We start from the raw sequence: 26,304 nt of genomic DNA, 5'->3' as shown, positions 1-26,304 counted from the left end.
TCGCTGGGAAAATCCGGCTAAATGACGGCCTGAAGTGGCATTCTCAACGGGTCCGAGCCAACATGGCCGGCAAGGCGGCTCAAGATCCCGATCCCCTCGCCCAACTGTCCGTCGCTGTAGCCGAAAGGCAGGCGCAGATAGCGTTCAAAAGCGCCGTCAACCCCAAACCGCGGGCCGGGAACCAGCCCGAGTCCTTCAGCCCGGGCGGCCAGCGCCAGGGCGGAGCTGGACACCGTTTCGGTGTTGATCCAAAGGTTGAGTCCGCCGTCGGGGACCTGCACCTGCCATTGCGGCAGCTGTGCACGCAAAAGTTGCACCGCCGTGTCCCGCCCTCGACGGAGGTCAAGGCTGCGGCTTGCCGCCATCGACGGCAGTTCGTGCAGGAGGGTGGTGGCCACCAGCTGCTCCACCAGCGGGGTGCCAAGGTCCCCGGCGGGACGGTTGCGCAGGAGCCGGGCCATGATGTCGCGCGGGCCGCGGATCCAACCCACCCGCAACCCGCCCCAGGCAAGTTTGCCCAGCGAACCCAGCGTCAGAATATTGGGGGAGAAGGCAGCCATGGGCGGCAACGGACCCCGGTCGATGTCCAGCAGCGCGGTTGTTTCATCCACGACAAGGACTGTCCCTTCCCGTTCTGCCGCAGCAGCAAGGTATTCCCGTTCATGGATGGACATGCTCATGCCGGTGGGATTGTGGAAGTCAGGCATGAGAAAGGCCAGGCTGGGTGCCGCCCGACGGATTTGCAGGAGCGCCTCCTGCAAATCCCAGCCACTGTCCTGGCGGACCGGAAAGGCCAGCACCCGCGCCCCCACGGAGGCAAAGGTGTCGAGGGCGTGCGGATAGGTGGGTTGTTCCACCAGGATCCGTTCCCCGGGAGAGTACAAAGTCCGGGTGACAAGATTGAGCGCATGCTGGGCCCCGACAGTGACCATGACTTGATCGGCCGAGGTGGGCACGCCCCTGTCCCTGTAGCTCTGCGCAATGGCTTCGCGCAGGTCCGGCAGGCCGACCAGGTCGAAGCCGTCGTGGCACAAGTACGCCGGCAGCTGCTCGAGCGCGGACGCATAGGCACCCTGAATCCCCGGATAGGCCGGCGCCGTGGCCTTGGTGAAGTCAAGGGCGAGTCCGTGGTGCAAGGCATGCTCGCCACGTTCCCGGCCGGGGAGCTGCAAGGTGCTCCCCGAACCCCGCACACTGTCGAGGAAGCCGTCGTCACGAAGTTTGGAATATGCGGCGGCGACTGTGGTCCGGCTCAACTCCAGGGCCTGGCTCAATTCCCGTTCGGCCGGCAGCTTTGCCCCGCTGGAGAGCCGGCCGTCCATCAGCAACACGCGGATCCGCTCGGCGAGGGCCTTGTAGGCGGGGGCGCTGCTGCGCCATTCGCCCAGCTCGCGCACCAGACGGCGGCCGGTGACAAAAGAGTTCATGGTGCCACATTAGTTGAATTGGACCTTTTGCGTAAGGCCAGTTTGGCTAGACTGGGCTCATGCAGTTGTTCTTCTCAACCCAAAACCTCCCGGTCCGTATTGTGCGGCTCATTCTTGGCCTGGCCCTCTACGGGATTGCCATCGCCTTGATGATCCGTGGAAACATTGGTGCCTCGCCCTGGGATGTCTTTGGCCAGGGCCTGTCCCGGACCACCGGCATTTCCTTCGGCCTGTGCACCATCATCATCAGCGGGGTGGTCCTGTTGTTTTGGATCCCGCTCAAGCAGTGGCCTGGCATCGGCACAATCGCCAACGCGGTCTTGGTCGGCCTCTTCGCGGATGTTGGCTTGGCCGTCATCCCGCAGGCCGAACATTTTGGCCTGCAGGTGGGTTCCTTTGCTGGCGGCTTGTTCCTGCTGGCCTTCGCCACCGCCCTCTACATTGGCGCCGGCATGGGTCCCGGCCCGCGGGACGGGCTGATGACGGGCCTGGTCCGGGTCACGGGCAGGCCGGTGTGGCTCATCCGGACGGCGATCGAACTCAGCGTCGTGGTGGTGGGCTTTTTCCTTGGCGGTGTTGTCGGCGCAGGAACTGCGGCGTTCGCTTTGGGTGTGGGACCCCTGACGCAGCTGACCTTGCGCTGGCTCCACGTCGACCTGCACACCAAGCGTCCTGCAGCCATGGTCGACCTTTGCGGCCCCGAGCCGCTGCGGCCGCTCAAGCAGGACTAGCTGCAGCAGGACGGGCTACGGCGGGATGGCCGGGGCGTGCGCCTTCAAGACAGTTCCGGCACCGCTGGATCCTGCGCTGCTGGATCAGGCACTGCTGTGAAGACGGAGATCCGGAATGCAGCCGTCGCCGCCGTCAGCGGGGGCAGTTTCGCCAGCCGTGCACCCAATTCCACCGGGTCAAGGTGGTGCCCGGCCGGTCCCATGAGGGCCACGTTGCCGACGTCGGCCGGGGCCAGCCGCAGTGGCACGACCAGCTCCTGGCTGGCACGCAGCGAGAAATTCCCCGCCATCGAGTGCGCAAGGGCGGTCTCCTTGTCCTCCTGAATCCCCAGCATTCCCGTGTCCTGCGCGATTTCGGCGAGGTGCTGCGGCAGGGGAGTGACCACCACCAGCACGCCGCCCGGTTTGAGGATGCGCGCAAACTCTGTGGCGTTGCGCGGGGCAAAGATGACAAGTACGACGTCGGCCGTGTTGGCTCCCAGCGGCAGGTCCCGCCACAGGTCCCAGACAATGTTCACGGCGTGCGGATTGCGCCTGGCTGCCCTGCGCAACGCGTACTTGGAGATGTCCAGGCCCACCGCCGCCACGCTGCGGGCCCTGCTGTCCGCACCAGGTCCGCCGTCGGACTCCGGCCCGGCGGGTTCGACACCACCAGCTTCGGGTGCCAATGCCGCCAGGATCTGGTGCAGGTACCAGCCGGTGCCGGTGCCGGCATCAACAATCAAGGCCGGATCGCTTCCGCTGCCGGCGAGCTGCGCCTGCACCACCTCTGCCAGCGCAACGCCGAGCGGCAGGTAGTGGCCGGCGTCAAGGAATGCGTCGCGGGCGCCGACCATGTCGGCGGTGTCGGGGACGAATTTGGTGCCGTGCCCGGTCAGGAGGTTCAGGTACCCCTGGCGGGCGATGTCAAAGCTGTGGCCGTTGGCGCAGGAAAGCGAGCGGGGCCGGCTGTCGGAGAATTCGAGGCCGCAGATCGGGCAGAGCAGGGTGTTGAGCGCGGCGGAGTCCATCCCACAAGCCTAGCGGCTGGCGGCAATCAGCCAACGCACCGGCGGCCAGCAGCCAGGGACGGCAGCATGCATTCGAGCTTCCAGTTGTTGGACCAAAAACATCCGGAATACGTTTTCCATCTCCAACAACTGCACACCCGGCCTGAAGGGGGAGACCGTCGAGCAAGAACGGCCACAGAACGGCTAGGGGCGAACGGCTAAAAGCCCAGTCCGGCCCGGGCGGCCACAACGTCCGGGTTGGCCCAGTGCTCACTGTATTGGGCGTTGCTCGCCAGCGAGCGCGTGTGTGCCTTGTCGATGTACAGGGTGCCGGCGAGGTGGTCGGTCTCGTGCTGGACGATTCTTGCCTGCCACCCAGTGAACCGGCGGGTGCGCGCGGAGCCAAGTTCGTCGTCGTACGCCAGGTCAACAGTTGCGGGCCGGTCCACCACTGCCTGCCAGCCGGACACCGACAGGCAGCCCTCGTAATGGGAGGCCAGTGCGCTGCCGACGGGCGTGTAACGGGGGTTGAGGATGGTGAAGAGCTCCAACGGCTCGCGGAGCCGGGCGGCGGCGTTCTCGGGCGTGACGTCATACTGGTCCTCGAGCACGGCAAGCTGCAGCGGGATGCCGATCTGCGGGGCGGCCAGGCCAACGCCCGGCGCGGCCCGCATGGTCTCGGTCATGATCTCGATGAGCCGCAACAGCTCCGGACCGGTGAACTGCCCGGTATAGGGGAGTGCCCGGGCGCGCAGGACTGGGTGGCCGGCCTGCACAATCGGCGGCAGTCCGTCCCCGTCGAGAACGGCTGCGACGGACTGCTTCAGGTAGGCCTGGTCGGGGCTGGCCTGCTTGAGGTCGGCGTCGTCGAACACCGGCAGTGCGCGATCATGCATTTTCAGCCTCGATCCGCCAGGTGCCAACAGGGGAGTAGGCGCTGTCCATGACAGTCTCGGCGGTTCCCGGTTCAAGGGCGTAGTGGCCGAGGTTGCCGGCCCAGTAGCGCAGGATGCGGGCCAATTCCTGCCCGGGTTCCTCCTTGACGGCGGCCAAATCCACTTCCAAGACAAACTTCATGATCGTGCCCTCCCAGGCGTTGATGGTGCCTCCATTGTGCCAAGCATCGGCCGTGTCCGCCTGCAGCCCTTGCCAAGCCGCCACCGGGGGCTATGGTGGCTTAAAGGGCTAGCTGAGAAAAGGGATTGACATGTCTTCCAACAGTTTCGATGCACGCAGTGAACTCGTCGTTGATGGAGAACCATATGAAATTTACCGATTGGACAAGGTTCCGGGCTCGGACAGGCTGCCCTACAGCCTGAAGGTGCTGCTGGAAAACCTGCTCCGCAACGAGGACGGCCATCTTGTCACGGCAGGGCAGGTGCGCGCCGTGGGGGACTGGGACCCCGGCGCCGAGGCCAGCAAGGAGATCCAGTACACGCCCGCGCGGGTGCTGATGCAGGACTTCACCGGCGTCCCCTGCGTGGTTGACCTGGTGGCCATGCGCGACGCCATGTCGGACCTGGGCGGGGACCCCACCAAAATCAACCCGCTGATCCCCGGCGAACTCGTCATCGACCACTCGGTCATCGCCGACGTCTTCAACCGCCCGGACGCCATCACGAAGAACTCCGAATTTGAGTTCAAGCGCAACCAGGAGCGCTACCAGCTCCTGCGCTGGGCACAGCAGTCGTTCGCCGATTTCCTGGTGGTGCCGCCGGACACCGGCATCTGCCACCAAGTGAACCTGGAGTACCTGTCCCGGGTGGTGTTCACCAGGAAGCACGACGGCGTGACGCAGGCCTATCCCGACACTCTCGTCGGCACTGACTCACACACGCCCATGGTGAACGGCTTGGGCGTGCTTGGCTGGGGCGTCGGCGGCATCGAGGCGGAGGCCGCCATGCTCGGCCAGCCCATGAGCATGCTTGTGCCCCAAGTGGTCGGCTTCAAGCTCACCGGCGAGCTGCCCGAGGGCACCACCGCCACAGACTTGGTGCTGACAGTGGCGGAGCTGCTGCGCAAGACCCGGGTCGTGGGCAAGTTTGTCGACTTCTTCGGCCCGGGCGTGGCCAATGTGCCGCTGGCCAACAGGGCAACGCTGGGCAATATGAGCCCCGAGTACGGTTCAACGTGCGCCATCTTCCCCATTGACGGGGAAACGCTCAGCTACATGCGCCTCACGGGCCGCACCGAACACCAGATCAACCTTGTCGAGGCCTATGCCAAGGAGCAGGGCATCTGGCACGATCCCAACCACACCCCCGACTACAGCCAGATCGTTGAACTTGACCTGTCGACAGTGGAAAGCTCCATCGCCGGGCCCAAGCGCCCCCAGGACAGGATCCCGCTGCGCAGCGCAACCCGGGCCGTCCGCGGGCTGCTGGCCGGGGAGTCGCAGGAGGTCGCCGTGTTGGCCGGCGGGCTTGACGACGCCGGTGATGAATCATTCCCGGCCAGCGACCCGGTGGCCATCAGCTCGCGCATTCCCCGCGACGAGCCCCCGCACGTTTATGCCGATGACGGTTCGCCGGACAACCTGGAATGGCCCAGCGACCCGGCCCAGATCGTCCTTGACGGGCAACAGCTCACCCTTGACCACGGCGACATCGTCATTGCCGCGATCACCTCCTGCACGAACACCTCCAACCCGTCGGTCATGATCGGCGCCGGGCTGCTGGCCAAAAAGGCCGTCGAGCTGGGCCTTGACCGCAAGCCGTGGGTGAAGACAACCCTGGCTCCCGGCTCCCGCGTCGTCACGGACTATTACAACCGTGCCGGGCTCACCCCTTATTTGGACAAGCTCGGCTTCAGCCTGGTGGGCTATGGCTGCACCACCTGCATCGGCAACTCCGGACCCCTGATCCCGGCCGTCAGCGAGGGCGTGAACGGCAACGACCTCACGGTGGCTGCCGTCCTGTCCGGAAACCGGAACTTTGAGGGCCGCATCCACCCCGAGGTCAAGATGAACTTCCTGGCCTCCCCGCCGCTTGTCATCGCCTACGCCCTGGCCGGATCGATGCACGTGGACCTGCTCAAGGACCCGCTGGGCACCTCCACCGACGGGCGCCCGGTCTATTTGAAGGACATTTGGCCCACGACGGCGGAAATCAAGGAAGTGGTCGACGCCAGCCTCGAGGCGCAAATGTTCACCGACGGCTACGCGGACGTGTACCACGGCGATGAGAACTGGCGTGGCATGGAGGTCCCCGAGGGCGACATGTTCGCCTGGTCCGAGGACTCGACGTACGTGCGCAAGCCACCCTACTTTGACGGCATGCAGCGCGAGCCGGCCCCCGTCACCGACATTGTCGGGGCCCGGGTGCTGGCACTGCTGGGCGACTCGGTCACCACCGACCACATCTCCCCGGCCGGCAACATCAAGCAGTCCACGCCTGCAGGGCAGTACCTGCTGGAGCACGGCGTCGCCCAGGTTGACTTCAACTCCTACGGCTCCCGCCGCGGCAACCACAACGTGATGATTCGCGGCACCTTCGCCAACATCCGGCTCCGCAACCTCCTGGTGCCGGGGGTGGAAGGCGGATTCACGAAACGCTCAGCCGACGGCCCGGTGGAAACCATCTTCGACGCCTCCACCGCCTACCTTGCAGCACGCACCCCGCTGGTGGTCATCGCCGGCACCGACTACGGCTCGGGATCCTCCCGCGACTGGGCAGCCAAGGGCACCATGCTGCTGGGTGTGAAGGCTGTCATCGCCGCATCATTTGAGCGCATCCACCGCTCCAACCTGATCGGCATGGGCGTGCTCCCCCTGCAGTTCAAGGACGGCGAAACCGCGGAATCGCTGGGCCTGACCGGCATGGAGACGTACTCCGTCGTCGGCCTCGCCGGCGCCAACCCACTGCCCAGGGAAGTCACTGTGCGGATTGAATCGGACGGCAGCACCCGCGAGATTGCGACAACCCTGCGCATCGACACGCCCGCCGAGGAGGCCTACTACGTCCACGGCGGCATCCTGCAGTACGTGCTGCGCCAGCTGCTCGATTCCTAGCTCTGCACGACGGCGGGATTAGCGACGGAGTGATGCGCGTCCGGCACTTGCCGGTTCGGCGGGGCTGTCCGCCATGGGCTGCGTGCGGACCTTGTGTTACGGCGGAGCACGCCCGGAAATCCGCGGTCTGGGGCCGGCGCCGCATCGAACGTGCATAATGATTCAATGACAGAAGCAATTAACACTGAACGCCTTGCCCTGCGTCCCTGGAAAGATTCCGACGTCGATTTCATCTATGACCTGTACTCCCGCTGGGTTGTGCAGCGCTTCATCGGCACCGAGCCTGCCGTCATGACAAGCCGCTCGGAAGCTGTTGAGCGCCTTGTCCGGTTCCAGGCAATGGACCACCCCGTCCACGGCATCTGGGCCGTAACCCGCAAGGAGGACGGCCTGCCTGTGGGGACAATGCTGCTCAAGCCGATTCCCGCCTCGGGTGAAGAACCCCTGCAGCCTTCGAACGACGTCGAGATCGGCTGGCATTTCCATCCCGACCACTGGGGCAACGGCTTCGCCTCCGAAGCAGCCACTGCGGTCCTGGAGCACGCCTTCGCGTCCGGACTGGAGCAGGTGGTGGCAGTGACCAACCCTGCCAACGAGGCATCCCAAAGTGTGTGCCGCCGCCTCGGCATGGAGCACCAGGGCCTGTCCAAAAAGTACTACAACGCTGCCTGCGAACTTTTCCTGGTCAAGAAACCGGCCACCACAGAACCCGCCGTCTAGCGTTCGCCGCTCCGGCGTCCGCCCGCGCACCTCCTTCTGCCCGCAAAAAGGACACAGCATGCCTGAACCGCTGCCCGGTGGCAACATGAACGCCGTGGAGCGCGACGGAGACACGGTGCTGCGCAATGCCGGTCCCTGGACGCCCACAGTCCACCGCTATCTTGCATACCTGGGCCGGGCCGGCATCGACTGGGTCCCGCAGCCGCTGGCCGTTGCCGGCGGCCGGGAGCGGCTGACGTTCATTGGGGGAGAGGTTCCGCTGTACCCGCTGCCTGACTGGGTGTGGCAGGACATCGTGCTGGTGGACGGGGCCCGGCGCCTGCGCCGGCTCCATGATGCCAGCGTTGGTTTCGGGCTGGACGGGGCCAAGTGGCAGTCGCCGACCAAGGTGCCTGCCGAGGTCATTTGCCACAACGACTTTGCCCCGCACAACCTCGCTTTTGAGGACGGCCTGGTGGTGGGTGCCATCGACTTCGACATGAGTTCGCCGGGCCCACGGCTGTGGGATCTGGCCTACTTTGCGACCCGGGCAGTGCCGCTGTCCAAGGACACGCCCGCCAACGCTCCTGGCATGGCCCTGGCACGAGCACGGGTGCAGCTGATCCTGGACGCCTATGGATCGGACTCCACCTGGGAGGACGTACTCCGTGTGGCCATCATCCGGCTGTGGGACCTGGCGGACATGTCCCGGGTCAAGGCAGTGGAATTGGGGAAGCCCGACCTCAACGACGACGCCGACATGTACGTCCGGGACGCGGAATATCTGGCTGCCTTCACAGCTTCGGACGACGGCGGACATCGTGGCTGACATTGACTACATCCGGCACTCCGGCACCGGCCTGGAACTGCCGGAACTTTTGGACCTGTACAACTCCGTGGGCTGGACCAGCTACACCGACACTCCCGACAAACTGGCAGCGGCCGTCGCGGGTTCGCACACGGTTGTCGCGGCCAGAACGGGGGAGCAGCTGGTGGGCCTGGCCCGGGTCGTTTCGGACGGTGCCAGCGTTTGGTACCTGCAGGACCTCCTGGTCCGCCCCGGGTTTCAGCGGCGCGGAATTGGCCGCGAACTGGTCCGGCGGGCGCTTGAACACTCCACCGGCGTGCGGCAGAAGGTGCGGCAGAAGGTGCTGCTGGCCGACGACGAACCAGGCCAGAAGGCGTTCTATGAGGCGCTCGGCTTTCAGCAGACAACTGAATTCCGCGGCGGGGCAACCCGCGCCTTTGTGCGGTTCGATTAGCCGCATCCCCTGTGGATCCCGCCGCGGGCCCGCCCCGAAACCCCTGCCGCACTTGTAGTGTGGGTTCTGGCGGAAGATGAGCAGGAGCGAAGAAGTGCCTGTCCCGTTCCGGCGGCGCCTTGCGGATAAGGTGGACAACGACCGCGAAGGCGGCCCGCTGCGGAGAGAAGAGACATGATGAGCCAGGACCTGACGACGGCGACACCGGGCGGCCGGATGCACGCGGCCGACACCCACGACCTGATCCGGGTGCAGGGTGCCCGCGTCAACAACCTCAAGGACATCAGCGTCGAGATCCCCAAGCGGCGGCTCACTGTGTTTACCGGCGTCTCGGGATCGGGCAAGAGCTCGCTAGTGTTTGGCACCATTGCCGCCGAGTCCCAGCGCATGATCAACGAAACCTACAGTGCATTTGTGCAGGGCTTCATGCCCACCCTGGCACGGCCCGACGTCGACGTCCTGGAAGGGCTGACGACGGCGATCCTGGTCGACCAGGAACGGATGGGCGCCAACCCGCGGTCAACAGTCGGCACGGTGACCGATGCAAACGCCATGCTGCGCATCGTGTTCAGCCGGATGGCCCAGCCGCATATTGGCTCGCCCCAGGCTTACTCCTTCAATGTCGCCTCGATCTCGGGCGCCGGCGCCGTCACCATTGAGAAGGCGGGGGAGAAGATCAAGGAGCGCCGCAGCTTCTCCATCACCGGAGGCATGTGCCCGCGGTGCGACGGCATGGGCAAGGTCAACGACTTCAACCTCGACGCGTTGTTCGACACCGGCAAGTCGCTGTCCGAAGGCGCCATCACCGTCCCCGGTTACAGCATGGACGGCTGGTACGGGCGCATCTTCGCCGGCTCCGGCTACTTCGACATGGACAAGAAGCTGGGTAAGTTCACCAAGAAGGAACTGCACGACCTGCTCCACAAGGAGCCCGTCAAGATCAAGGTCGAGGGCATCAACCTGACGTACGAGGGAATCATTCCCAAGATGCAAAAGTCCATGCTGGCCAAGGATGTGGACGCCATGCAGCCGCACATCCGGGCGTTCGTGGAGCGCGCCGTCGTCTTCACCACCTGTCCCGATTGCAACGGCACCCGCCTGGCCGAGCATGCCCGAAATTCCAGGATCGACGGCGTGAGCATCGCCGATGCGTGCGCCATGCAGATCAACGACCTGGCCGCCTGGGTTCGCAGCATCAGCGAGCCCTCCGTGGCGCCGCTGCTCGGTGCACTGGGGGAGACCCTGGACTCCTTCGTGGACATCGGCCTCGGCTACCTGTCGCTCGACCGGCCCTCCGGCACGTTGTCCGGCGGCGAGGCGCAGCGCACGAAAATGATCCGCCACCTGGGTTCCTCGCTGACAGACATCACCTACGTCTTCGACGAACCGACGATCGGCCTGCACCCCCACGACATCGCCCGCATGAACCAGCTGCTGCTGCAGCTGCGGGACAAGGGAAACACCGTCCTTGTCGTGGAGCACAAGCCCGAGGCCATAGCCATCGCAGACCATGTGATCGATCTTGGCCCCTTGGCGGGATCCGCCGGCGGCGAGGTGGTCTATGAGGGCAGCCTCGAGGGCCTGCGCGCCAGCGGCACACTCACCGGCCAGCACCTCGACGACCGCATGACGCTCAAGGACGCCTTCCGCAAGCCCACCCGCCAACTAGAGGTGCGCGGCGCCAACGAGAACAACCTCAAGGACGTCGACGTTGACATTCCCCTGGGCATGCTCACCGTCGTGACGGGCGTGGCCGGGTCCGGCAAGAGCTCGCTCATCCACGGTTCCGTGTCGGGGCTAGAAGGTGTGGTCACGGTGGACCAGGGCGCCATCCGCGGCTCCCGGCGCAGCAATCCCGCCACCTATACGGGCCTGCTGGACCCGATCCGCAAGGCGTTCGCCAAGGCCAACGGCGTCAAGCCTGCCTTGTTCAGCGCCAACTCGGAAGGTGCCTGCCCCACCTGCAACGGCGCCGGTGTCATCTACACCGACCTCGGCATGATGGCTGGCGTGTCCACCGTCTGCGAGGAATGCGAGGGCCGCCGCTTCCAGGCCGCGGTCCTGGAATACCACCTGGGCGGGAAGAACATCAGCGAGGTCTTGTCCATGTCGGTGGACCAGTCGGTGGAGTACTTTGCCGAAGGCGAGGCCAAGCTGCCCGCCGCACACAAGATCGTGAGCCGCATGTCCGACGTCGGGCTTGGTTACCTGACGCTGGGCCAGCCGCTGACAACCCTGTCCGGCGGTGAGCGCCAGCGCATCAAGCTGGCCACGCACCTGGGGGAGAAGGGCGGCATCTACGTCCTGGACGAGCCCACCACGGGCCTGCACCTGGCCGACGTCGAGAAGCTACTGGGGCTGCTGGACCGGCTGGTCGAGTCCGGGAAGTCGGTCATTGCGATCGAGCACCACCAGGCGGTCATGGCGCATGCGGACTGGATCATTGACATTGGCCCCGGTGCCGGGCACGCCGGCGGCACCATCGTGTTCGAGGGAACGCCGGCCGAGCTCGTGGCTGGCAAAGCGACGCTGACGGGCCAGCACCTGGCTGCGTACATCGGCGCCTGATGTTCGAGCGATGTTCGATAGTTCGCGGGCCCGTTGAGCTGTTGTACTTGTCTTGGCGCCGACAAGACGAGGCCCAAGAGGATCACCAGCTGCTTATCGACGGGCAAGAACGGTATTCGGAACACAGTTGCGGCGCGCTGGACCAGCTCTGCCGGCCGTGCCGGGGTGAGGGTCTTTTCCCGCCCCGTGTAGGCGCCGTACCGTTTGGCCAGGGCAGTGCCCTCCCGTTGACGTTCCCTGATGAGGGCACGTTCGAATTCGGCGACGGCCCCGTGACGGAGAGCATGAAGCTGGCCATGGGGGAGTCCTCTCCGATTAAGACCAGACTCTCTTTGACGAGCTCCACCTGGACGTGAGCACGCAGGTCGAGGAGCGGACCGGAAAGTCAAGACATCCGGCTCGTTACGTCAGGTGATGAGTACCCAATCTTTATTGGTTTACTGAATTTCGAGGCCGGCACCGGTCCAAAGCACGGACCGTAGATCAAGGACTACGGCGTCCGGCTGTTGTTCGCCGAAATCACGGCTGCCGACGCCAAGGACGTATCCCACCTGAGCGGCGCGCGCTGCACGAATGCCGGCGGGGGCGTCTTCCACCACGACGCACTGATCTTCCGGCACACCAAGTCGTTGGGCTGCGGCCAGATAGCCTTCGGGGTGCGGTTTGCCGTATCTGACGTCGCCGGCCGTTACCAGCACCTCCGGAGCGCTGAGACCGGCGGCCGACAGGCGGGCGTGGGCCAAGTCGCGTGACGCGGAGGTCACTGTAGCCCACCGGTCAGAGGGTATTGCTGCCAGGAGCTCGGCGGCGCCGGAGATCTCGGTGGTGGTAGCTGCGTCTTCGATTTCCATCGCGTCGATCAGCGCCACGGCGGCCGAGCGCTTCGATGGTGCGATGAATTGTGCGACGGTATCGACCGATCGTCGTCCATAAACGGTAGGGAGGACTTCTTCTGGGTCCAGGTTCATCTCATCCGCCCATCGGGTCCAGGAACGCACGACGGCGGTATCCGAATCGACGAGCACCCCGTCGCAGTCGAACAGTACGGCAGTGCAGCGCAGGACAGTCACGGTGTGGGTCCGCCCGTTGTGCTGCGCAGCCCCGACGTGCGCTCAATAAAGGGCCGGTTAAGCCGGGCGAGGTGGTCATGAGAAGCCATGGTGAGTCCTTTGCCAACTGTGTTTCCGGGTAGGTCGCGGGAGTCGCGTCCGTGGTGCGCTTGCTGCTCTGGTCACGAGCAAGGGGAGGAGGAGCAGGCTTTTGCGCAGATGGGAGACTTGGGCCATGGCGTCCGCGCTGACGCCAACAATGTGATCGATCCCAGTAGCAGTGAGTGCCTACGAGCCCTGGTTACGCCTCTTCCTGCTTCCTCGCTGCCTCGTCGAGAGCTTCCAACGCCCGGGTGTTGCTTAGCGCGTCAGTGAGACCGTAGCGGAGCGGCGTTCCGTTGAGAACGCTATCGGCGAAGTGTTCGCCCATGCGTACGAAATGGTTTTCGCCCTTAACCCTGTGATAGACGGTGTCCTGCCCGAAGTGGTGCTCCTCCAGCACCGAATCCTCCTCCAGGAGCCCAAACGGATTGTCCAGGTAGAGCCGCCCCCCGGTGCCTGTGACTTCCAAAAAGTTGCGGCGCTCGAGGTTCAGCCCCGTATCAAATAGCGCGGTTGCGCCGCCGGGAAAGCGCAGGATGCCCGCAATGCTGGTGTCGATCCGACCGCCGTCGTTGGCGTCACGGTAGTTGCCAAAAGCGGCGACATGCGCCGGCTCTTGCCCCGTGACCATTCGGCTCATGTTGACGCAATAGCAACCCGCATCGAAAAGTGCGCCGCCGCCGAGCCCGGCATACCAGCGGATGTTGTCGTCCCCGGCAGTATCGAAGGAGTGTGCCACGTGGACAAAGGTCGTCGTGCCCACCACGCTGGCTGACAGCAGCTCCTGGAGCTTTTCGAAACGTGGGTGAAAACGGTACATAAAGCCTTCCAGGACTTTGAGCCCCGTCTCGTCGGCCTTGCGCGCAATCTCCTCGCACTCTGCGGCGCTCATCGCCAAAGGCTTTTCACAGAGCACGTGCTTGCCTGCGTCCAGGGCTTTAATAATCCATTCGAGGTGCAGCGCGTTCGGCAGGGCAATGTAGACAGCGTCGATGTCCGGTGAAGCGAGCAGTGCCTCATAAGAGCCAAACGCCTGTGGAATGCTGTGCTTATCGGCGTACTCTCTGGCCCTTTCCTCCGCGCGGGACGCGATACCTACGACCTCACCGTTTTTCGTTGCCTGCAATGCCGGAATTGTCTTTCGGACGACGCGTGCGGTGCCCAAGACGCCCCAACGCAATTTCTCGCTCATGAACTCTCCATTTCTACAACTACCTGACTGAGAACAGCAATGTTGGAACCAGCTTCCGCAGATAAACGTGCCAGCCGGTTCCCGCCTTGGGCGCCAGTCCGGAAGCGAGGCCGCAACGACGGTCACCGGGCTGTCTGCTCCCACGTCTCGCCAGCGGAAGCGTGTCGCTGCGTTCGAATGCATACCGGGCAGGATCATGCCGGGTGGCCCTTTCAAGACCCGGTTGCGGCAACGTCAGTATCTGCCCTGTTCTGCTACAAGCTTTAGACCTTTAACGTTACATGTCAATAGACAATTGATATTAAAGGTTAGAGAATGGGACGGCGTCCACCGGGCACGCCTGACGAAGGAGCGACACGTCCATGACCACGTGGAGAGAGCAGCTGGCCTTCGCCCCCTTGGCCACCTTTGAGCGAGGGGAAGAGGTGGGGAGGCGGCTCAGATACGCCATCGAGCTCGGAGTGCTTGAAGACGGGACGCAACTGCCCAGCGAGAACGAGCTTGCAGCCAAGATGGGTGTCTCGACACTGACTCTTCGCGCGGCGTTGGCCGACCTGCGCCGGCGCGGCTTGCTGGAGACGCGGCGCGGCAAGAGCGGGGGAAGCTTCGTCAAGGCCGGTACCGGCAACATCATCAAAGCAGAGCATGAATCTCTCATGGCCCATTCGCTCGACGAACTGCGCGACATCCGCGACTACTGGGCCTTTCTGGCGGGCTCGGCAGCCGCCGCCGCAGCGGAGCGGAGCAGGCGGCTTTCCCTTGGACGCCTGGCATCGATGGCTGGGAAGATTGAGTCGGCTGAGGATTCTGCGCAGGCCATCCGAGACGACAGCAGGTTTCACATCGAGCTTGCCGCAAGCTCTGGTTCCATGCGGCTCACCCGCGAGGAAATGGCGATGCAGGCCGAGGTGGAGCCACTGATCTGGGCAGCCCCCGTCGGGTGCGGGAAAGCAGCGGCAGAGCATGTCGCTATCGTGGAGGCGGTCCGGTCCGGTGATGGGGCACGCGCAAGGGATCTGGCCGAAGATCATATCCGTTCAGATATGAACCGGGTGCTCGACTTACGCATGAGCGTCGATGCATCACGCGTAAAGTCTTTTCCTGACCCCGCCAAGGAAGAACACGAGGTAGCGTTGATCGAATCCTTCACCGAGCTGCTGGCAGAAACGGCCACATCTTCGATCAGTTCGATTGAAGACGCCGTGCACGCACAATTCGGCAATAAGCGTCTTGGGGACACCCTTGACCAGGACGCCATCTATGACGCGTCGCGACGGGCTCTCGATGGGGCCGTCCCGTTGTTGTACGGTGCAGGTTTCCTGCCTGACACCTCATTCGACCCCGCAGGTGCAGCGTGGTGCTATGCCCCGACAGGACCCCAGTCGCTCCAGCGGCTCGTCATCGACTGGGATCTCTATGAGGGCGATACCGCAACGTGGCGCCCCGAGGACTACAGCGACCGGGCAATCCACATCAGCCACGCATACTTGGATGCCAACGGGAGCAACGAAAACATCGTCACCTTCAGCAAAGCCGTTTTCGTGGAAGAAAAAATGATCGGGATCGTCGCTGCAGATGTCCTGGTCCGGGGAATCCAGAGCCACCTCGAACTCTACTTGCGGGCCTTACCCCCGAATACGTGCCTCATTGACCAGCAGGATGCGGTCATCGCAACCAACACGGGCCGCTTTATAGGTGGAACCTACCCACCTGGACACTTCGCCGGGAAACAGATCGACCTCCACGCCATGTCCTGGCGACTCCTCATGGACATTCCTAACTCCGACCGGGTGCCTCAAACAATCGCACCACACACATAGCTTCGCATTGTGGACAACCAGCCGTCGAAGTTTTCGTCGTATATCCGTCTCCAGCAGAGGGGCTTTCTTCGACTGAACCATGGCAGGACACACTCGGGCGGTTATGGGTGCCATGAGACTCCATGTGTGACTGTTGGCCGGAGTTCTCCAATATCACGATTGCGGACAACACCAGGGTTACCGACCGCTTCGAAATCATCTACAACAACGATGTAGACCCGCTAGCATTCCCGCTGCCTGACAGATCCCTCAGCGAAAGGTAGGAAACGGCCCCTTTCGAATACCTGCCAAGTGCGCCGATAATCTACATTATGTCAAGTAATGTAAATCTGGCACTCCCCGGGGGCCCCCAACCCTGCTGCTGTTTGTCCCTTGTTGTCCTGTCTCATTACAGATGAGGCAATCTCACTTCAGTTAAGGCATCAGGGTCATTTGTCTCATTACAGATGAGGCATTGACCAGCTTCGTCTCACTTCAGTTAAGGCATCGGTCCGGCGTGTCCCAAGTTAGTTGACGTACCTGAACCATAGCCAGGACTAATATTTGCGCTATGGGACGCTCAATCGTGGCGTCCGACGCTCTCGCCGGGCACTACGCTCCAGCAGGCACCCTGTTGTTCAGGGAGCAATTCAACAGCCCCCAACGACATCCCAACTGGCTGACTGCTGGATGATCCCGTTTGAACGTGGCGGGATTCTATCGATCGAAGCAACACCTCTTTCAAAGGTGATTCGATATGTATCTTCGTTCTTCATCGCCAGCAGGCGTCCGCTTTCTTGCCTTGATCAAGGAAGGGAATAGTCTCAATTCCTCCGCCCGAGCCTGCGGTATTCATAAGGAAGTCGGCTACCGCTGGTTGCGTGAAAGATATCTGCAGCTGCGCCAAGGCCAAGAAGGACCCAGTCCCGCTCAGGCGATGTCGTCCCTTGGATTCACTACTGCTAGGCTCCCCGCCTGGGAAGCGGCGGTCAGTGGTGCTACGGGCCGCCACCATCTGCAAGTCAACGTTGACGTTGAATCTGTGTTTTGGGAGGCCTTTGATCGCGGCCAAAGCACTACCCAGGCAGCTGTGGTGGCGAAGGTGGGCCGTTCCACGGCGTATCGGTGGCTCCAAGCTCGCTTCGATAGCCTCCGGGCTCAGAAGATCACGTTGAGGCGATGCCAGTCGCTCCTACGGCTCAGCGAAAAGCGTTGCAGTAGTTTCGAAAGCGAACGCATCGCCTTGCTGGCCAAGCATCAGAGGGAGGCATCGGCCGCCCAGCATGCCGCGCTCTTATCCTCGGGCCACTACGCAGATCAGCTAGCCTCCTCCACGGTTTCCGAGGCGAAACAGCGACGTATGGAGCGGAACACGAAGTACTGGCAGCTGATGCGAGAGGGCAAAAGCAACGCTGAAGCATGCAGACTTCTGGGTATGCACAGACGAACAGGCACGGTACTGCGGCAAGCCAACCACTTCCGGATCCCCTCTCTCACGCCGGCCCCGCCTGCGACGGGTCGATACCTCCAGCCCCGGGAACGGCTACAGATCGCAGACTTACTGAATTTGGGACATTCCCTGCGGGCGGTTGCCCGCGAATTGGGCCGTCAACCCTCCACGATCAAACGAGAACTGGATCGCCATCGAGACGTTGAGGGCCGCTATTTGCCCCGCACAGCCGCTCACGACGCCCGTCTGCAGCGAGCCCGCCCCAAGGCCTACAAACTCATCACCAACCCCCGCCTGCGAGGGATCGTGCAACGCAAGCTCAATCGATGCTGGTCTCCGGATGAAATCTGTGGATGGATGAAGAAAACTTAGCCTGAGGACCAGAGCCTGAGGCTCTGCCCCGAAACGATCTACCGGGCCCTGCTGTTGCGCGAGAACCAAGGACTACATAAGCGTTACGCCACTAAGCTGCGCACCGGAAGAAGAATCCGCAAGACCCGCTGGCGCGTTCGCACAGGACAGGGTTCCCGGATCCTTAACATGACCATGATTGACCAACGCCCGGCAGAAGTTGAAACCCGGTTGGAAGTAGGCCATTGGGAAGGGGATCTCGTGATCGGGGTCGGTTCCGTTTCGGCGATGGTGACCCTGCGGGAGCGGAAAGCCCAGTATGGAATCGTCATTAATCTGCCCCGTGACCACACCGCTGCAAGCACCAACGCGGCCATCATCGGCGCATTCAATAAACTACCGCCCGCGTTGAAACGCACACTGACGTGGGACCAAGGAATCGAAATGGCAAGACATCAGGAACTCACGAATGAAACCGGGGTCCCAGTGTATTTCGCCGAGCGCTCCAGTCCTTGGCAACGGGGTGCAAACGAGAACTTCAACGGACTTCTGCGCCAGTACTTCCCCAAAGGCACCAACCTCGCACCACACAGTGCCAAGCACGTCACCGACGTGATGCGAGAACTCAACACCAGACCAAGAAAGACCATGGACTACGACACCCCAGCAGCACGATTCAAAGCCGAACGCGACGCAACTTTAAGCACTTTAGGATAGTCTCAAAATACCGGGAAACACTCCCCAATTTCATTCAACTGTTGCGTCGACCAATAGAATCCGCCGTCCGCTCACCGGACAAGTCACCGGACAGTTCTAACGGGACGGTCGACTTTCCTGTGAATCTCGAAACTTCTAAATGCGCAGGTCAGGGCAGGGTGCGTACCGTTTAAGGACCGTCTTGCGGGACTGTCGACGTCGCCGTTTGAAATCGAATGATGGCCGTCATTTACTCAGGGATTTAAGGCTTCCTGCAGTCAATCAGTAGCGTTCGTTTTCCTAGACGGTCAATGGGCGATGAAGCTCGTCACGTTGGTCGGCCGGGCTAACGTTCACGCTTGTGTTGTAGTGGGGTGAGCTGGATTTGCCTCGCGAGTGCATAAGCCGTGCCGCGGTCATCTTCGTCGGCGACGAAAACCCGGCCTATGAGCAGGGCGGCGCGACGCGGCACATCAATCCGGACCATGCCCTCTGGCGTAGCTCCGGCCCACTGACGCTCGCAGAGGAGGAAGTTGCCGATTGCGGTTCCAGTGGTGCGCTTGCCTACGTAGGCGAAATTCGCGCCGCTGGTCGGATCGGTGAACTGCACGCTGTAGTATCGCTTGTCCATCTCGGGAACGTGCAGCACTTGCGGTCCGGATTTCACGTTCAACCAACCGCCGAAGTACAGAACATCATCGGTGCCCGTCGCGATGACGCTGCCGGACGATGCCGACTGGGATGGGCTCTCGGGCACGGCGTAGAGCGTGTTTACCGGGATCGGGCCGCCGCCCAATCCGCGCCCTACGATTATTCGTTTGAAGCCGCCGACGGTGATCCGCGGCCAAAAGTAAATAAAGGCGAACGCACCCAGCACCCACACGGCCACAGCCGTCGTGGCCAGCAGAATGATCGCGTCCACACCGCCATCGGCAACCCGTCTGTAGATGACCCACGCGAAAACAGCCAGGATGACGATCGTGACCGCGGTGCCATGTTTCAGGATCAGGCGATTCATGACCGCACCTCGACGACCGGCGGAACCTCGTAGTCGCCGTCCACGATGGCGGATGCCGGAAGATAAGCGCGCAGCATGAGCTTGAACCGACCGGAAGGCGTGGCCAGCCAGTTCTGAGCCGCACCGGATGGCTGGTGTGGCTGCAGCCGAACATCGATCGAGCCATCGGCGTTCTTCACCAGGCCAGAGTGGCTGTTTACGCTCGAGCGCCCCTGTGGGGTACTGACCATGTAACCGACGGTGTCCGTCGCTGTGAGCGACCAGAAGGCATCATTCGGTGGAACCCGATCCGGCGGGAGATGCAGACTATAGGCATGCTCTCCACTAAGAGGCGCCCCTTCAGCATCGCTGCTCGAAGTCCAGTAGGCTGCCTCTTCGAACACGTTGACGACCGGCAATGCCTTTTGTAATGCGGCACGTACCAGTAGTCCGTTGCCGGGATGACCGGCTTTGGGGATCGCGCTCCAGCCGTTGACAGTCTTCGTCTCGGCCTTCGCGACGGCATTCAAGATCAGAATCGTGGTCAGGTACGCGAAGGTAAAGCCGATGATCACACCTTGCACGACACCGGAACCCGCGATCCAGGTGAGGAATCCGCTCACGACGACGTCCGCATCACAGCAACCCGGTCCTGAAAAGCACGACAATGGCAACGATAGCGGCGACGATGCCCCCGAGCACCAGCCAGCCTTGCCAAGAACTGGGGTGCCAGCCCGGGCCGGACTGGTTTGGCCGGAACCACCGCTTCACCTTCTTTCGAGGCGGACGTGCGATCGGGGATTCTTGCTGATCCATCGGCATGCGTTTTCCTGTTCTTCATGCTGCGATTCGCATCGAGTACGTCACGCCGCGTATCAGAAGCCTTCCCTGCGAACAGTCCCATAGTACTGAGTCGCGATTCCGGCTGGTATAGACAACGGAGGCTCCTCTTGCACCGTGCCCGCTCAGCGTTCCACTGTCGGACACCCTGCCCAAGGTGAGACACGCGGCCCCAAGGGCAGCCGGGCGCTCCGCAATCGTCCTAGACTTACGACCAAGTACCGACTCCCACCCGAGGTGATCTTCTTGTCAGCGACAAAACGAAGATACACAAACCAAAAATTCATGATGCTGTTTGCCCTCATCATCGGATCCGTCGTAACTATCGCCGGAGTAATAGGCCTTTTTGTTCGCCCGAACCCTACTCTGGCCATCTTAGGAATCCTCGTTGGTTTCTGCTTTCTCACACTCGGCCTCCTGAAAGTGCGTGAAAGGCATCTTCAGGTTGAACTCGACAAGTCTGATGGAGTAGTTGACGACGACCCTCCATTCTGAACACGACGGACACAAAGACGGACAACGGCGAATGGGCATGATCAGGCCGGGCCTGGGGCTAGATACCCACTTCTCACCCATCAGTTGGTTGGCAAGCCGGCAACTATACAGTTGATCGTCAGTTGTGGGCTCTTAAATGCCCATGGTTCTCAAGTCAAGTCAAGAAATAATCGCCAAGCCCAAAAGCGTCCCACAGGACGTTCAACCTACGGGAGGATGAAGAGAATAGCGTTGCTGTGTTTGGATGAACTATGAGAGCTTACAGAAAGACTGTGTGTGCGGCAGTGGGGATTCTGCTGGTTATTGCATCATTAGTTGGCGTTTTTCTGGTGTACCTTGGGCCGTGGCGGACTTGTCCTGACGTGGGCAATTCTATGGGTTGCGAGGCGACCTCAGGTTACATAGGCCTACTTGGTGTTTCAATTATTGTTCTGGTCGTTGGAATAGTATTTCTGGCTATTTCTATGTCCATGAGGCGCGAGCGAATTCCGTCCGATGCTGCCGGACATTTTGGGAAACTCAACTAGCAGCCGGATCGTCCGGAATGCGGAGATCTCGATTGATGCTGGACCGTCCCGTAGGGCGTCCCCTGCGAAACAGAGTGAACCGAGAGTCATTGCGTTTGGGGTTACGACATTTACCCCTCCAAAAAAATGTGTCAGTTAGCGTTGAAAATTGCACCGTTGACGTGAGATTCTTGATTTTCGGATCTACCTGCTTTTTGCCCGCCGTTCCTGTCGCTGAATGCCACGCAACGTTGTCGGCGGAGCTGCGTACTCCACACGCCACGCCCGGATTGCGCAGCTGGTGACTGTCACCAGGGTTATCGTCGACAGCAACCACGACCCAAAGCCACCAATGTCAGCAGTTGCCCCCGCAGGGCTCCCGTATGACATCAAAAATCCACTTGCCACAACAACACATGCCGCCGAAAATATGGATGCAATGGACAGCCAACGAAAAGGCCGACTCCTCTGCATCAGCTCTTTTGGGGCCCCCGCCAGCAACGCCAATGGAGTCGCCGCGGCGAAAACTATTGCTGCGATGAAGGCGGGTAGGTACATTGCATCCGTGAGTGGTAAACCTATGCCGCAGAATCCAACAATCACAGCCAGTACAACAGGAATCGCCTGTCGTCCGGACTTCTGTGACTTGTCGACCCAAGCCGGTTCCATATATACCCCCCAAGTATCGGCATAAGTCCCAACATGCACCTTCCACATCTCCTGTGCATGCACAGCATAACCCAGCGGTAATACTGACTCTTGGCTTTGGAAGAACACAGCGACCACGGCGATGCACCCACTCCGGCACAACGACCTGCGCGGTCCGCAGGAAAGCAATCAAACCACCGCCGGTGCTAGGTGACAATTCACCGGGGTCAAGTTCGCAATGCACTTCGCAGTCGTCCCATGAACATCAACTGCAACGCCCAAACCACCGAAATATCACCGGCCCGTCCCGGAAGAGGTTCCGCTTGCGGGCCTATCTGAGCCCTCACTCCGGGCTGTGAAATGGGCGCCACCTTTGTACCCCTGGCCGCACCCCGCGGACAGGGGTACTGTCGATCTGGCTCATCAACGCAAGCGGCGGGTAGATAGCGGAGCGGCATGGGTTGATTGCGAAAACTGACAAGATCCTGTGCGGAGACAGTTCGCCTATGAGAAGCGAAGATGCTTCGTTTATCCGAGCGTGCCCAAGCCGTCCGCCAAAACAAAGGCCACAAGGCTCGCCAGAAGAACCCATTTTGGCTTGCGCAGCCCTTTGAGGGAGTACCGACCAACCGCCAGAGCCAGGAATGCGCTAGCTACCACCAGCAGAGCGAAAATGGCCCAGGCGTTCGGCTGATTCAGACGAACCGACAAGGTCAGATAGAACCAAACGGCAACGGCAAGAACTCCCCATTGAAGTAATGCCACCGATACTCTTGCTCGAGTGCGTTCAGCCAAGGCGAACCCCCTCCTGTTTGCTGGTGGCGCCCAACTGCGGACCCCGTGCCGGTTGCTGAAAGTATAGCCACGGCAATTGGCCGAGCGACAGGCTTTATGCTGCTGTCTTCACTTCGGCTGGCGACCAGCACAAGCGTTCTAGGCGACCCTATGATCACGTCGAACGGGGTCTGCCCCACGAGGGTGCACAGCCAAACGTCGGAGCTGCAAAAACCAGAAGCCAGTTTCCTCGCGCTTTTCGAAGATTACTCACTGTCCCGAATGTCGTTCGGCTTGTGGGTCGCAGCGGCAGTACCTATTCGTTTTGCTGAAGAAATGCGGTAATGCGGCGCCGATCCCTGAACATCAATAGAACTCCAAATGCGTACACCGTGAATCCTACGACGGCAATGAATTGGATGAACCTTAAATCCGAATTCAGAACCAGTCCAGCGACCAGCACCACCATTCCGCACGCTAGGCGGAATTGAAAGTCGATTTGAACCATCGTTTGGATAGCGGCTGCCTTGACGACAGGAAACTCTTCCACAGCTACTGGGACAGAACCACGCCACTGCTTCACTACTCGGCGGCGTTCGGCACGGTTCAGAGGCGACAGGACAGCCCGCCAACGCGTAATGAATGTCTTGGACCGGAGACCCTGGATGAAGACGGCCCCGATCCATAAAAACGAGATCAAACTAAGCCCTGCAGCAACCCACTCTCGTCCCGGAGACGGGTCGGTCCGGCGAGGAGTCGGGAACAACGCTCCAATCAATACACCCCCCGCACCAACGACAATCAACAACGCAATCAGGAACAGCCAGGTCCAGGTGCGCCGGTGCCGGTAATGTTCGTCTCGGGCGCCTTCCGCCAGCTTGGCGGCTGCCTCCCACCGCTCTTTCGCGCCCGCATCGGTATCCAAAGCCATCCGAACTCCCCTACCTTCCCGCAGTCCACTGACAACGTGCAAAGCAGGATGTTGTTAGCGATTGCCTGTTCTTGGAAGAAAGCACCATGAATTCGACAGCGGACATGTCACGGCCGAGTCTATGACTGATGCGAGACGAAAAACATACTAACCAGCACCAATTTCCAAACTCACTAGCAATGCGAGGAGGACTCTTCCCGGCCAGAGCTCGGCAATTGTCTAAGATTCTGACTACTCATGTCGCACACGTCCGGTAAAGGTTCCCCCAGCGACGGACTAGCCCTGCTTCCTGATTCAACAACTCGTCAGCCGGAGGTGGGCGGGCGATCGCTGCCTGTTGCCCCGCCCCGGCCAGTCGACCGCCCCTGCGCAAGCGCCGCCATTACCCGTGCATGCGCACTGTCCCGGTCCACACCCGCATCCTCCAGTGCCCGATCCAGGCGGTCGCCATGGACACTCAGCACCCCGAACAACAGGTGCTTGATCCCGACGTGATCCGAATGAAACTCCCGCGAGGCGCGCTGCGCGGCCTTGAGGGCGTCCAAAGCCTCGGGGGTGAACGGGAATGATGCTGAGGTGTCCAGCGGACCAGGGGAGGCGAAACGCATTATCGCCTCACGCACGTCATCGGGCCAGACGCCCAGTGCCGTCTGCGCCGCGTCCGGTTCAGCGTGCAAAAGCCCCAACAGAAAATGCTCGGGACCGATGTACGCGTCATGCATCATCCCCCTTGCCTCTTCCTGTGCCAGGACCACCACCCGCACAGCCCTGTCGGTGTAGTTGCCAAACTCCGTCGAACGTCCCATGCCCCTAGGGTAGTCATCGCGGCGGGCCAGCACCACGGGCGTGCCTCCCGATGCGCGGAAAAGCGCACGTCCCGCAGGAGGTTCCCCTGCGGACAGCACCATCGATCTCGCTGCCACTGTTGATTTAGGTGATTCAATGGCCCGGAGCCGGACCGGCATACGGGATGGTTGCGCAGAAAACCGGCCCTAGACCTATTTGATGGCATCAAGTGACCCCGCCTGGGTTTCCGCAAATTGATAATTGATTCTTCAAATCGAGTTCGAAACGGTGGCCTACGCGCACTCGAGAGTGCCTCGTGCTAGCTTCAAACAATGTCACAGCCACCGGCAAAAATTTCAGACTCTGAGCTAGCCAAGCTTTTCGATGACCTAGCTTCGCCTGACCCAACCGTTAGGGATGGTGAGTCGCTGGGCACACTTTGTGAATTGGTTGATTCGGGTGCGCTCTCAAAAGCCCAGGTGAGCTCGCTGGGGCCGCAGTTGATGGGTCGGCTGACGCATCCTCGCGTGGAAGCACGAAGTTTTGCGGCTTTGGTGCTTTCCCGGCTTGTCCTTCGCGGAGCCTCTGAACCCGACTTGTTTCCACAATTCGCCTCCTGGTATGCAACAGAGGAGGAGGTGACCGGATACAGCTCCAAACGCGGATGGCTACACGCAATCGCGCATGGCGCCGACGCACTGGGAGCCTTCGGCTGGACATGGCCAGAGTCGCCACGGCCCGCCCTTAATCTCGCTGCAAATAGAATGCTGAGCCCCTCTCTCACTGTCTGGCGCGATCAGGAGGACGACAGGCTCGGTTTTGCTATCGCCGTCACGCTTTCCAATCCGCATCTGACTCAGCGCGACGCAACGGCGTGGATGGAACCACTGATGCAAGCATTTGCTCAAGGTGAGCCCGGACCTGTGCCCGCATTGGTATCAAATTCGATCCGCACTTTACGCGTCGTTTGCCTACTCACGAGTGTCACGATGAAATACGAGGCACACAATATTAGGATTCAACATTCTGCTGCCGTAGAACGAGGCCTCAGGGAGGTTCTACATTCTGTGTCTCCGTGGATGTGGAATCTCGGTTCCCGAACCGGAACGACTCAGATGTCGGCTCCAAGACCCGAATGACCAATAACGACACGCAACCTAGGTAACGCCTAAATCAACACACAAGAATTTTCCCGTAAGCCCTTCCCCAAGCGACGGACTGGTCCTGCTTCCTGATTCAACATCAGGTCAGCCGGGCGTGGGCGGGCGATCACTGCCTGTTGCTCCGCTCCGACCAGCCGATCGCCCCTGCGTAAGCGCCGCCATTATCCGCGTTTGCGCACTGTCTCGATCCACACCCGCATCTACCAGTGCCCGATCCAGTCGGTCGCCATGGACACTCAGCACCCCGAACAATAGGTGCTTGATCCCGACGTGATCGAAATGCAGCGCCTGCGCGGTGCGTTGCGCCGCCTTGAGGGCGTCCAGAGACTCGGGGGTGAACGGCATTGTTTCTGAGGTGTCTGGCGGCCAAGGGGGAACGAAACCTACTATCGCATCACGCACTTCCTGAGGCCAGACCCCCAGCGCCGTCTGCACCGCGTCCGGATCAGCGTGCAAAATCCCCAACAGCAGATGCTCGGGACCGATGTACCGGTCATGGATAGACCTTGACTCTTCTTGAGCCAGGATCACCGCCCGCACAGCCCTTTCGGTTTAGTTCCCAAACTTCGTCGAACGGCCCATGCCTTTAAGAGTAGTCTTCGCGGCGCACCAGCACCACGCTCGCGCCTGCCGATGCACGGAAGAGTGCACGTCCCGGTAGACGTTCGACTGTGAGACATGGAGCTACTGACATTCCTCGTCTAGGTCCCACGGCCGTGCGGCCCGAAATCTGACCGACTACGGGATGGTGTCCTATGGGCATCGAAAGCAACCTGTGGCGATTTGGATCGGGGCCGGTGTTACAGTCTGAACCAGAACCATCATCAAGAGGCGATCGTC

At 61.6% G+C, this 26,304-nt stretch carries 22 protein-coding genes and 1 pseudogene; 10 read left to right on the top strand and 13 right to left on the bottom strand.

Features of this window, described 5'->3' with window-relative positions; translation table 11 throughout:
* Positions 1-17: 17 nt before the first annotated feature.
* The gene (gene yczR / locus AC1L6K_RS12615) at positions 18-1,427 is read right to left on the bottom strand and encodes a MocR-like transcription factor YczR (protein ID WP_480949213.1); all 1,410 of its coding nucleotides are present in this window, start codon (positions 1,425-1,427) and stop codon (positions 18-20) included.
* 59 nt (positions 1,428-1,486) lie between these two features.
* Between yczR and yczE the strand changes: the two genes are divergently transcribed.
* A complete protein-coding gene (gene yczE, locus AC1L6K_RS12610) occupies positions 1,487-2,158 on the top strand; it encodes a membrane protein YczE (protein WP_480949212.1) in 672 nt (223 codons plus the stop codon).
* A gap of 44 nt (positions 2,159-2,202) precedes the next feature.
* On the opposite strand, the gene AC1L6K_RS12605 is transcribed toward yczE, so the two are convergent.
* The 3 genes from AC1L6K_RS12605 to AC1L6K_RS12595 form a co-directional block, all read right to left on the bottom strand.
* Positions 2,203-3,168: a putative RNA methyltransferase gene (locus AC1L6K_RS12605; RefSeq protein ID WP_480949211.1), complete on the bottom strand. Its 966-nt coding sequence runs from the start codon at positions 3,166-3,168 to the stop codon at positions 2,203-2,205.
* 197 nt (positions 3,169-3,365) lie between these two features.
* Positions 3,366-4,043, bottom strand: a complete 678-nt coding sequence (locus tag AC1L6K_RS12600; RefSeq protein ID WP_480949210.1) for a peptide deformylase — start codon at positions 4,041-4,043, stop codon at positions 3,366-3,368.
* A complete protein-coding gene (locus tag AC1L6K_RS12595; protein WP_480949209.1) occupies positions 4,036-4,224 on the bottom strand; it encodes a hypothetical protein in 189 nt (62 codons plus the stop codon). Before AC1L6K_RS12595 ends, AC1L6K_RS12600 begins: the two co-directional genes overlap by 8 nt.
* 130 nt (positions 4,225-4,354) lie before the next feature.
* On the opposite strand from AC1L6K_RS12595, the gene acnA reads away from it, so the two are divergent.
* The 5 genes from acnA to AC1L6K_RS12570 all read left to right on the top strand — a co-directional run bounded on the left by acnA (position 4,355) and on the right by AC1L6K_RS12570 (position 11,685).
* Entirely contained in the window at positions 4,355-7,156 is a 2,802-nt protein-coding gene (gene acnA / locus AC1L6K_RS12590; protein WP_480949208.1) for an aconitate hydratase AcnA, read from the top strand.
* 165 nt (positions 7,157-7,321) lie between these two features.
* Positions 7,322-7,876, top strand: a complete 555-nt coding sequence (locus tag AC1L6K_RS12585; RefSeq protein WP_480949207.1) for a GNAT family N-acetyltransferase — start codon at positions 7,322-7,324, stop codon at positions 7,874-7,876.
* A gap of 58 nt (positions 7,877-7,934) precedes the next feature.
* The gene (locus AC1L6K_RS12580; RefSeq protein ID WP_480949206.1) at positions 7,935-8,684 is read left to right on the top strand and encodes a phosphotransferase; all 750 of its coding nucleotides are present in this window, start codon (positions 7,935-7,937) and stop codon (positions 8,682-8,684) included.
* Entirely contained in the window at positions 8,677-9,117 is a 441-nt protein-coding gene (locus tag AC1L6K_RS12575; RefSeq protein ID WP_480949205.1) for a GNAT family N-acetyltransferase, read from the top strand. Before AC1L6K_RS12580 ends, AC1L6K_RS12575 begins: the two co-directional genes overlap by 8 nt.
* Before the next feature lie 177 nt (positions 9,118-9,294).
* Positions 9,295-11,685, top strand: a complete 2,391-nt coding sequence (locus AC1L6K_RS12570; protein WP_480952765.1) for an ATP-binding cassette domain-containing protein — start codon at positions 9,295-9,297, stop codon at positions 11,683-11,685.
* Between the two features lie 93 nt (positions 11,686-11,778).
* On the opposite strand, the pseudogene AC1L6K_RS12565 reads toward AC1L6K_RS12570, so the two are convergent.
* The 3 genes and pseudogenes from AC1L6K_RS12565 to AC1L6K_RS12555 all read right to left on the bottom strand — a co-directional run.
* Positions 11,779-12,046 (bottom strand): annotated as a pseudogene (locus tag AC1L6K_RS12565) (recombinase family protein); the annotation flags it as partial.
* Between the two features lie 76 nt (positions 12,047-12,122).
* Positions 12,123-12,755 (bottom strand): HAD-IA family hydrolase, encoded by a 633-nt coding sequence (locus AC1L6K_RS12560; RefSeq protein ID WP_480949204.1) that lies wholly within the window; start codon positions 12,753-12,755, stop codon positions 12,123-12,125.
* Between the two features lie 280 nt (positions 12,756-13,035).
* Positions 13,036-14,028: a Gfo/Idh/MocA family protein gene (locus tag AC1L6K_RS12555; RefSeq protein ID WP_480949203.1), complete on the bottom strand. Its 993-nt coding sequence runs from the start codon at positions 14,026-14,028 to the stop codon at positions 13,036-13,038.
* Positions 14,029-14,390: 362 nt separating this feature from the next.
* Here AC1L6K_RS12555 and AC1L6K_RS12550 point away from each other — a divergent pair, with 362 nt between their 5' ends.
* The 3 genes from AC1L6K_RS12550 to AC1L6K_RS12540 all read left to right on the top strand — a co-directional run bounded on the left by AC1L6K_RS12550 (position 14,391) and on the right by AC1L6K_RS12540 (position 18,345).
* Positions 14,391-15,848 (top strand): GntR family transcriptional regulator, encoded by a 1,458-nt coding sequence (locus AC1L6K_RS12550; RefSeq protein ID WP_480949202.1) that lies wholly within the window; start codon positions 14,391-14,393, stop codon positions 15,846-15,848.
* A gap of 736 nt (positions 15,849-16,584) precedes the next feature.
* On the top strand, positions 16,585-17,649 hold the full coding sequence (locus AC1L6K_RS12545; RefSeq protein WP_480949201.1) for a transposase: 1,065 nt from the start codon (positions 16,585-16,587) through the stop codon (positions 17,647-17,649).
* A 15-nt stretch (positions 17,650-17,664) separates the two neighbouring features.
* The gene (locus tag AC1L6K_RS12540) at positions 17,665-18,345 is read left to right on the top strand and encodes an IS30 family transposase (RefSeq protein ID WP_480952764.1); all 681 of its coding nucleotides are present in this window, start codon (positions 17,665-17,667) and stop codon (positions 18,343-18,345) included.
* Positions 18,346-18,670: 325 nt separating this feature from the next.
* Here the strand turns inward: AC1L6K_RS12540 and AC1L6K_RS12535 are convergent, their stop codons facing one another.
* From AC1L6K_RS12535 to AC1L6K_RS12515, 5 genes are all read right to left on the bottom strand, one after another.
* Positions 18,671-19,342, bottom strand: coding sequence for a DUF1254 domain-containing protein (locus tag AC1L6K_RS12535; RefSeq protein WP_480949200.1), 672 nt, complete (start codon positions 19,340-19,342; stop codon positions 18,671-18,673).
* Positions 19,339-19,944, bottom strand: coding sequence for a DUF1214 domain-containing protein (locus tag AC1L6K_RS12530; protein ID WP_480949199.1), 606 nt, complete (start codon positions 19,942-19,944; stop codon positions 19,339-19,341). Before AC1L6K_RS12530 ends, AC1L6K_RS12535 begins: the two co-directional genes overlap by 4 nt.
* Positions 19,945-22,338: 2,394 nt before the next feature.
* Complete coding sequence (locus AC1L6K_RS12525; RefSeq protein ID WP_480949198.1) at positions 22,339-22,605, bottom strand: hypothetical protein; 267 nt, start codon at positions 22,603-22,605, stop codon at positions 22,339-22,341.
* Between the two features lie 295 nt (positions 22,606-22,900).
* Complete coding sequence (locus AC1L6K_RS12520) at positions 22,901-23,515, bottom strand: hypothetical protein (protein WP_480949197.1); 615 nt, start codon at positions 23,513-23,515, stop codon at positions 22,901-22,903.
* Positions 23,516-23,820: 305 nt separating this feature from the next.
* Positions 23,821-24,321 (bottom strand): Clp protease N-terminal domain-containing protein, encoded by a 501-nt coding sequence (locus tag AC1L6K_RS12515; RefSeq protein WP_480949196.1) that lies wholly within the window; start codon positions 24,319-24,321, stop codon positions 23,821-23,823.
* 312 nt (positions 24,322-24,633) lie between these two features.
* Here AC1L6K_RS12515 and AC1L6K_RS12510 point away from each other — a divergent pair, with 312 nt between their 5' ends.
* A complete protein-coding gene (locus AC1L6K_RS12510) occupies positions 24,634-25,440 on the top strand; it encodes a DUF2785 domain-containing protein (RefSeq protein WP_480949195.1) in 807 nt (268 codons plus the stop codon).
* 108 nt (positions 25,441-25,548) lie between these two features.
* Here the strand turns inward: AC1L6K_RS12510 and AC1L6K_RS12505 are convergent, their stop codons facing one another.
* Positions 25,549-26,004 carry a Clp protease N-terminal domain-containing protein gene (locus tag AC1L6K_RS12505; RefSeq protein ID WP_480949194.1) on the bottom strand — a complete coding sequence of 152 codons (456 nt, stop codon included), beginning with the start codon at positions 26,002-26,004 and terminating at the stop codon, positions 25,549-25,551.
* Positions 26,005-26,304 lie beyond the last annotated feature (300 nt).

This window comes from Specibacter sp. BI4 (assembly GCF_056680095.1).
Note: the sequence above shows the minus strand (reverse complement) of the source record. Positions and strands in the feature narration are given on the sequence as shown.